The following is a 2,573-nucleotide window of genomic DNA, read 5'->3' as shown; positions in this document are numbered from 1 at the left end:
AGAAGAGCTTTTTGATGAAAATTTAGATAAAATATATTCTAACCAAAAATAATTATGGATAAAAAAGTGTTCAATTTGCTATTGCAATTTACGAATAAAATACTTTCATTACCAGAAATTAAAGAGTTTATAGAACATAATTCATCTATAAATAGACTGAAAGAAACTTTTAAACAATTTTTAATGATGATGTATGAGACAACACTTACGGAAAAGAACATAGAAAAAATATATACTATAGGGCGAATTCATAATAATATTAAACTTCCAGCAGAATGGTTTTCAATGGCTTTTGGAGTAATAGAACAAATTACATTTCCTTATATATTTAAAGCCTATAAAAATGATACAGATAAATTGTGTAAGATAATGATATCATTTTCCCATCAAACACAATTTATACAGGCGATCGTTATGCATACATTTATAAAAGAATACGTTAATGATTTAAAAAATAAAATAAAAAAAGAAGAAAAAATGTTGGCAAAGCAATTAAAGCTTTTGGATGTTTTAAAGGAATCTTCTCAATCCTTGGCAGCTCTTTCAGAGGAAATGTCTTCCTCAGCTGACAACATGGCCGTTAATGTAGGAAATATAAAAAAATCTGCGGATAAAGTTAAAGAACAGTCTAATACAACAAATATTTTGGTTAAAGATGGAGAAAGTACAATAAAAAAAATTATTACTGATATTAATTCACTAACGGTACAGGTTAAAAAAATGAAACATGATTTAGCCAATTTAAATACTAGTACGAAATCAGTAAGTAATATAACAGATACTATAACTGAAATATCTACTCAAACCAATTTGTTGGCACTTAATGCGGCTATAGAAGCAGCACGTGCCGGTCAGGCTGGAAAAGGATTTGCTGTAGTTGCAGCTGAAGTTCGTAAATTAGCAGAACAGAGTAATAATGCAGCGGGTAAAATACACGATCTTATTGATAACAATACATAATCCACTACTATTGTTGTTAATAATATGGAAGAACAAAATCAGCTGCTGATTAAAATTGTAGATGAGATAACAACAAGTGTTACTGAAATAGGAAAAATATCTGTTGCAACAGAAGAAAATCATAAACAAATTGAAGAAATAAATAATGCACTAAATATATTAACAACAACAGCGGTAGAGGTAAAACAAGTGTCAACTACAGTAGCTGATTCAGCAAATGGTTTATTTGACAAAATTGACGAATAAAAATAATTATTTATCTGGAGCGGTTAAAAGGTTTAACGATATCGGGCTTTAAAATTACATATATTATTCTATATATTCAATTTAAAGAGTATTACTTAATTGTAAGCGATCAATCAAATAGTGTATAGAAAAAATGCCACTAATCCTGTATTCTACATACAAGGACTAGCGGCATTTTTATAACTTTATAATTATTGACCACAGTTATTTTTTATTTTGTCACTCCATGGCAGATAATTTTCTATCAGCGCAGGATTATGAATAATTGGCTGGTTAGGCAGATTTTTAAATATATATTCAAGATATTTATAAGTATCTATTTCATTTGCTTTACAGGTTTCTATTATGCTGTATACCGCGGCGCTTGCTTTGGCTCCTTTGGGCGAACCAGAAAATAGCCAGTTTTTTCGGCCTATGGTAAATGGTCGTATACTGTTTTCTGCTAGGTTATTAGATATGTCACAATGAGCATCTTCTAAGTAGGTCTGCAATTTTTGTTGGTTGTTAAGAGTATAATTTATTGCTTTTCCTAGTTTGGATTTTGGCAGTATTTTATCTTTGTTTATTTTTAGGTATGACCAATAAGCCTCCAGCAGCGGTTTTTCTTGCTGGAGACGTTCTTTTTGCCTGTTTTGTATCGATTCTTCTATTAATATTTTTTCTATGGCAAACAGTTTATTTATTTGTTTTATGCTTTCTTGTGCTATTGTCCCAGAAAGATCATCAGCGTCAGAAGGTATTGATTCAATGAAGTATCTTCTGGCATGAGCCCAGCACAGACAGTGCTTTATGTTTTCTACTTTTTCATAACCAACATAGGCATCGGTATGCAGATATCCGTTATATCCTTTGAGAAAGTTTTGGGCATAATCACCTTTTCTTCCGGGCTGATATTCAAATATACGGATATTATGTATTGGATCATATTTACCGCTGCTATACAGCCACATATAGGATTTCGCTGTATTTTTACGGTCTTTTTCGCCCATTACCTGCACTGGTGTTTCATCTGCATGAATAACTTTTTCTTGTAAAAGATATTCATGCATTTTCTTTATTATGGGCAGCAGCCACTCTTGCGCTGCTAAAACTATCCAGTTGGCAAGCGTTGCTCTGTTTAGCTTTATGCCTAATTGCTGCCATTGCTTTTCCTGACGGTAAAGCGGCACTGCATATTCATATTTTTGTTGCATAGTATGAGCTATTGCTGACGGTGTAGCTATACTATGTGGTAGTACACATGCTGGTACTTGTGGTTTTTCTATACTGAAGTGTTCATTTTTTCGGCAAGTGCGGCATTCAAATGTTTCCCGGTAAATATCTATTACTTTTACTTTAGCCGGAATATATTCTAATTCGCTGCGGAT

At 32.1% G+C, this 2,573-nt stretch carries 2 protein-coding genes and 2 pseudogenes; 3 read left to right on the top strand and 1 reads right to left on the bottom strand.

Features of this window, described 5'->3' with window-relative positions; all coding sequences use genetic code 11:
* Positions 1-54: 54 nt before the first annotated feature.
* From HNR32_RS14305 to HNR32_RS13545, 3 genes and pseudogenes are all read left to right on the top strand, one after another.
* Positions 55-426: pseudogene (locus tag HNR32_RS14305) on the top strand (protoglobin domain-containing protein); the annotation flags it as partial.
* Positions 415-945 (top strand): annotated as a pseudogene (locus HNR32_RS14300) (methyl-accepting chemotaxis protein); the annotation flags it as partial. The pseudogenes HNR32_RS14305 and HNR32_RS14300, both read left to right, overlap by 12 nt.
* Before the next feature lie 39 nt (positions 946-984).
* Positions 985-1,206, top strand: a complete 222-nt coding sequence (locus tag HNR32_RS13545; protein ID WP_183863563.1) for a methyl-accepting chemotaxis protein — start codon at positions 985-987, stop codon at positions 1,204-1,206.
* A 191-nt stretch (positions 1,207-1,397) separates the two neighbouring features.
* Here the strand turns inward: HNR32_RS13545 and tnpC are convergent.
* A partial coding sequence (tnpC, locus tag HNR32_RS13540) for an IS66 family transposase (RefSeq protein ID WP_183863561.1) occupies positions 1,398-2,573 on the bottom strand: 1,176 nt, incomplete at its 5' end.

Source organism: Pectinatus brassicae, from assembly GCF_014201835.1.
Lineage (GTDB): Bacteria > Bacillota > Negativicutes > Selenomonadales > Selenomonadaceae > Pectinatus > Pectinatus brassicae.
Note: the sequence above shows the minus strand (reverse complement) of the source record. Positions and strands in the feature narration are given on the sequence as shown.

What these genes read in the sequence shown, in the direction of transcription:
- HNR32_RS13545 (WP_183863563.1), top strand. Translation starts at nt 985, where the DNA reads ATGGAAGAACAAAATCAGCTGCTGATTAAAATTGTAGATGAGATAACA.